This is a genomic window from Salinisphaera orenii subsp. orenii MK-B5 (assembly GCF_003788635.1).
Taxonomy (GTDB): domain Bacteria; phylum Pseudomonadota; class Gammaproteobacteria; order Nevskiales; family Salinisphaeraceae; genus Salinisphaera; species Salinisphaera orenii.
In genome coordinates, this window is record NZ_AYKH01000031.1 from 1 (window position 1) to 5,482 (window position 5,482).

6 protein-coding genes and 1 pseudogene are annotated in these 5,482 nt (G+C 65.2%); all 7 read left to right on the forward strand.

Annotation, left to right across the window (positions count from 1 at the left end):
* Positions 1–226 precede the first annotated feature (226 nt).
* Positions 227–466, forward strand: a complete 240-nt coding sequence (locus SAOR_RS12075) for a hypothetical protein (RefSeq protein ID WP_123631652.1) — start codon at positions 227–229, stop codon at positions 464–466.
* A gap of 103 nt (positions 467–569) precedes the next feature.
* Entirely contained in the window at positions 570–2,090 is a 1,521-nt protein-coding gene (locus SAOR_RS12080; protein WP_185015668.1) for a terminase TerL endonuclease subunit, read from the forward strand.
* The gene (locus tag SAOR_RS17330; RefSeq protein ID WP_123631657.1) at positions 2,087–2,389 is read left to right on the forward strand and encodes an HNH endonuclease; all 303 of its coding nucleotides are present in this window, start codon (positions 2,087–2,089) and stop codon (positions 2,387–2,389) included. The genes SAOR_RS12080 and SAOR_RS17330 overlap by 4 nt, the downstream gene beginning before the upstream one ends.
* A gap of 101 nt (positions 2,390–2,490) precedes the next feature.
* Positions 2,491–3,747, forward strand: coding sequence for a phage major capsid protein (locus SAOR_RS12090; RefSeq protein ID WP_123631653.1), 1,257 nt, complete (start codon positions 2,491–2,493; stop codon positions 3,745–3,747).
* Positions 3,747–4,361 (forward strand): HK97 family phage prohead protease, encoded by a 615-nt coding sequence (locus tag SAOR_RS12095; RefSeq protein ID WP_123631654.1) that lies wholly within the window; start codon positions 3,747–3,749, stop codon positions 4,359–4,361. Before SAOR_RS12090 ends, SAOR_RS12095 begins: the two co-directional genes overlap by 1 nt.
* Before the next feature lie 5 nt (positions 4,362–4,366).
* Positions 4,367–4,894 (forward strand): hypothetical protein, encoded by a 528-nt coding sequence (locus SAOR_RS12100; protein ID WP_148077385.1) that lies wholly within the window; start codon positions 4,367–4,369, stop codon positions 4,892–4,894.
* A 2-nt stretch (positions 4,895–4,896) separates the two neighbouring features.
* Positions 4,897–5,482 (forward strand): annotated as a pseudogene (locus tag SAOR_RS12105) (phage portal protein); the annotation flags it as partial.

Here is a 5,482-nt window from a genome sequence, read left to right on the forward strand (position 1 = left end):
AGCTACCGGGCGCAACAGGCGAGCGGATCATGGGCTGGAGTAAGCGGCGCTATCTGAAAGCCCGCGATCATCTGGAAGCTATCGGACAGCTAACGATTGTGCAGCGAGGCAGCCAACGCTCGCACAAGCCAACGCTCGCCCGTCTGACATGAGGGTGGTGCAAATCGCTCCACTAAGTAACTAACAACCCTCCCCCTGTATGGGAGCAGCAATGGACAACGAACCAATGGACGAACGATCACGAGCCAGAATCGACCGGGCGGCGGACCACGTGCACGACATGGCCCGACGCAGCGGGCTGACCCGTACCGAGCTGGCCGAGCTGGCCATCGCCACTGCTGCCGGCGTACTGAATCGCGCATGGCTCGAACACGAGCTGACCGACGACGAGATGGTGGCGGCGATCAGTGATGCGCAATTCGAGTTGCGCGCCATCGCGGTCGAGCGCACCGGGCGATTGCAATGATCGTTTGGTCGGTCGGAGCGCGGTCTGGTCCCAATGCCGCGGATTATTTCCGTGGGGAGGGTCGCGGAGCGGGGGCATCTGTTTCACACAAGCGAGCCTTTGAATGACTGAAGCCGAAAAAGCAATTACCGCGATCGAGCGCCTGCCCGTGCCACAAGGGCGGCTCGCGGGCGACAAGATCACCCTCGCGGCGTATCAGCGGCGGTTCATCGAGGGCGCGCTCGCCGATAACGTCACGGTCGGCGTCTGGAGCATCGGGCGCGGCAACGCCAAGACCGCGACAGCGGCGGCACTGGCGGTGACGCACCTAATCGGCGAATGGGGCGTGCAACCCCAGCGGGAAGTCGTCATCGCCGGCCGCACGAAGGATCAGGCCGCGACCGCGTTCCGGTTCGCTCAGACGTTCTTGGAGAACCTGCCCGATGACATGGTGCGTTTCGGCAAGGTCCAGACTCGCGAGCATCCGCATTTCTCGTTGAAGATCGAAGCCGACGACGGCCCGCACGAACTGCGCGCCATCTCAGCGGATGGTAAGTCCGCGCTCGGCGGTGCGGCCACGCTGGTCATCGCCGACGAACGCGCCGCCTGGCGACCGGGCCGGGGCGAGGAAATAGAAGCCGCGTTGCTCACATCATTGGGCAAGCGCGACGGCCGCATGTTGATAATCAGCACCTCCGCCCCTGACGACGCGAACTCGTTTTCGCAATGGTGCGACAACCCGCCGACGGCTTGTTTCGTGCAGGAACACCGCCCCGCACCGAATCAGGATGCTGACGACTTCGACAGTCTCATGGAAGCCAATCCCGGCGCTGTCGAGGGCATCGGCGCCCGGCCTGAATGGCTCGTGCAGCAGGCGCAACAGGCGATGCAGCGCGGCGGCTCGGCGCTGGCGTCATTTCGCAATCTTCACCGTAACGAGCGCGTGGCCGCCGAGGGGCGCGACATGCTCGTGCAGGTGGACGACTGGCTACGCTGCGAGGCCGACGAGCTACCGCCGCGCGAGGGCAAGGTGATTATCGGGCTGGATCTGGGCGGCGCGGCATCCATGACCGCATCGGCATTTTACTGGCCCGATACGAAGCGGCTCGAAGCGCGCGGCTGGTTCCCATCGAACCCCGATCTATTGGCCCGAGGGCATCGCGATCATGTCGGCGACCGATACAGCCAGATGGCGCGCGACGGCGAGCTGCGGATGCTGGGCGATCAGACGGTGCCGATCCGGCAATGGATCGCCGAAACCCTGGCGCATGTCGTGGATTCGCCCATCGAGTGTATCTGTGCTGACCGGTTCAAACAGGCCGAAGTCGGCGAAGCGCTGGCAGCCGAGCAGGCAAATGCGCGCGTGATTTGGAGGGGCATGGGTTGGCGCGATGGGGCGGAAGATGTCCGCCGATTCCAGCGGGCCGTGGCGGACAAGAAAATCGCGGCGGAAAAAAGCCTGCTGATGCGCTCGGCGCTGTCCGATTGTGTTGTGGCGCTGGACGAGAGCGGCAACGGTAAGCTTAGCAAGGCCCGCTCGACCGGGCGTATTGATCCCGTGGCGGCGGCCGTGTTGGCAGTCGCCGAAGGATCACGACGCGACGCCCGGCCCGTGCGGCGTACCGGGGGCTTCAAATGGGCATGAAGGCCCGCAAACGCTACGACCGGCCGAGTGCCCAAGCCTACCGAGATAAGCGGTGGCCGGCGTTACGGCTGGCTGCGAAACGTCGTGACGGCTGGCGGTGCGTCCAATGTTCACGACGCGGCCGGCTTGAGGTCGATCACATCCGGGCCGTTCGCGACGCGCCCGAACTGGCGTTCGAGATGTCGAATCTTCAAACGCTCTGCGGTTCCTGTCATGCCCGGAAGACCCGCCTGGAAATGGGCTTCCCGCCACCGAATCCCGAGCGCGTCAAGTGGATGCGCCTGATTGACGGGAAATAATTGATTTTGACGCCTAAAAATAAAACACTTGTACGAATGTTTGTTATACTGTATGGGCATACAGCTATAGCTAGATAAAGCCTTTCGGAAGGAGAACGCCCATGCTGGAATCCGCCAAGATTGCCAAGCGCCAGTCGGAGATTCGCGCCAATCTCGCCGAGCTGGCCGCGAACGAAGCGCCGAACGAAGACGAGCAGCGCTCTCTTAAAGACTTGAATCGCGAGTACCAAGTCAACGAGTCGCGTTATCAGGCCGCGATCACCGCCGAGGATGCCGAGCGCCGCGACGCTGGCGCCGACCTGGAGACCCGTGAAGGTTCCGAATGGGATGCGCTGGTCGACCAGTTCGAGGTGCGGAGCGTGTTCGCGAATCTGGCGAGCGGCGAGAATAGCCCGCTGTCGGGCGCGACTCGGGAAGTCGTGGACGAGATGCGCAGTCACGGCGCCTATACCGGCACGCCCGTGCCGTGGGAGGCCCTGGAGCAGCGCGACGCCACCACGAGCACCACGGTCCCCGATCCCGTGCGGACCCAGAACATCATCGACGCGCTGTTCCCCGGCTCGGTCATGGGGCAGATGGGCGCGCGGATGATCGACATCGGCAGCGGTGCGCAGGAATACCCGGTCAACACGTCGAAGACTTCGATCGCGTGGGCATCGACCGAGGGCGGCAACGTCGCCGACTCGACCGAGTACCAGACGAACAACCGCGTGCTGCGCCCGGATAACACGCTCGGCGCGACGGTCTCCATTACCCGCAAGGCGCAGCTGCAGTCGGCCGGCATCGAAGATGCGATCCGTCGCAACGCTCGTAACGCGATGCAGGTCGAGATGGACAAAGCCGTATTTCAGGGCTCGGGCAGCAACGGCGAACCGCTCGGCGTTATCTCGGGCGCGTCGACCTACGGCATCCAGACCACGGCCGTGGATGCGGCCGCGACCTATGCGGCCTATCGCAAGGCAGCGGTCGAGTTCATGCTGGCGAATGCGGCCACGAGCGTATCGGCCATCCGCGCGCTGATCCGGCCCGAGATCATGGACAGCATGGACGCCCAGATTTTCGACAGCGGTTCGGGCGTAACCGAGTTCGACCGCCTGATGGCCAAGCTCGGCGCGGTGGTCTTGAGTCACAATGCGCTGGCCGATCCGACCGGCGACCCGGTGGCGAGCAATTCCCTGCTGACGACCACGGCCGGCGGCACGCAGCCGATCTTTGTCGGGCGCTGGGGCGGCATCGACGTTGTAAGAGACGTGTTCACCGACGCCCAGAGCGGCGGCCTTCGCGTGACGATGCTGGCCACGATGGACGTGACTGTCAGCCGGCCCGAGCAGATCCGCATCCTGTCCGGTATTCAGTAATGCTGTTCGCCGCCCCCGACGGCAGCCTGGAAGTTCGCGCGGAGTCCGATGGATCACGGACCCTGCGCGGGCGTTTTCCCTACAACAGCCTGGCCACGCTGTCCGATGGCGGGCGGCGCGGGCGACCGCGTAAGGAAAAGTTCGCCTCCCATGCGTTCCAGTACAGCGTGAATGCGGAAGTCGATATTCGCCTGCTGGTCGGCCACGATTGGGCGAAGCCGCTCGCCTCGCGTGCGACCCAATCGCTGGCGCTGGACGATAGCGCCGAAGCGTTGACGTTCGAGGCGAACATCGCGCCCGAGGTCGCCGATACGTCGCACTTCAAGGATGCGATGGCGCTACTCGCCGCCGGACTGGCGGTCGGCATCTCGCCCGGTTTCAGAATCCCGCCCGAGCGCACGGTCGACAACGCCGAGACGGTCGAGGAAGAAGACCCCAGCGAAGGCCAGGCCCTGATCCGCACGGTGCACGAGGCGATTCTGTTCGAGCTGTCGCTGGTCACGAATCCGGCCTACGAAGAATCGAGCGTCGAGGCGCGTTCGTGGCAGCCGAACCCATCCGGCTGGAACCGTCGCAATCTCGCCGCGCTGGAACGCGCGCTGCTGCACCTGTGATGGACGTGCTCAAGCAAAACGAAGGCCAGCCCGAGCAGTACGTGACCGATGCGGACTATGCCGGCGACGACGGCGCGCCCGGCACGGTGGCCGCGCTCTGGCAGCGCATCGAGGGTTATATCGCCCATCGCTGGCATGAACGCCCGGTAACGTGGGTGCTCTGCGGTTCGGGCGACTGGACGCCCCCGCTGACCCCGGCGCGGGTGGAGACGGTGGAGGTCTGGCGCGACGGTGCGTATCGGACCATCGAGACCCCGGCCGGGCCGCTGGGTTATGCCTTCGAGGCCGGCACGTATCGCGTGAAGGCCACGGTCGGCGATGACGTGGACCCGCCGGCGGCGGTGCTGGCGGCGTTCGATCGCCTGCTGCACTACGTACAGGACGAGTGCGCGCTGTCCGCATCGGTGACACGCGCTTCGCTGGCGCTGGGTAACGGACTGTCGGACGAGTTCGAGCGCTCCCCGACCTGGATGGCGCGCGCACTACAGTACAGCGGCGCGGCCGATCTATTGCGGCCATACCGGAGGGCTTGACGATGGGCGTATTCGATTGGTTCCGGCGCAGCCCGCGCGACGAGCAACGCGCCAACTACACCGAACAGGCGTTGCAGTTCCGGGCCGACCACATCATCGGCCGGCGGAATCTCGCCGAGCTGACCGGCACGGTGCAGACGTGTGTGTCCCTATGGGAGCACGGGCTAAGCCAGGCGGAGACCGGCATCGACGTCCTGACGCCCGAGGTACTAGGCATGGCCGGGCGCTCGCTGGGATTCTGCGGCGAAGCGCTGTTCGTCATGCGCGGCGACACGCTGGTGGCGGCGAATAGCTGGACCGTTTCGACCCGAGGTTCCAAGCCGGTCGCCTATCGCGTCACCGTGCCGGATACCGGCGGTGGGCGCTCGGATACGGTGCTGGCCGGGGAAGTGTTGCACTTCAAGATCGGGACGCCCGTGGAGCGCCCGTGGACCGGCACGAGTCCGCTACACCGCGCGAGTCTCACCGCCGAGATGCTGTACGCCGTCGAGGATGCGCTGGCCGACGTGTTCACCAATGCGCCGCTGGGGACCAAGGTGGTCTCCACGCCCGAACGGCCGGCGCAGGACAATACCCAGATCGAGCGCA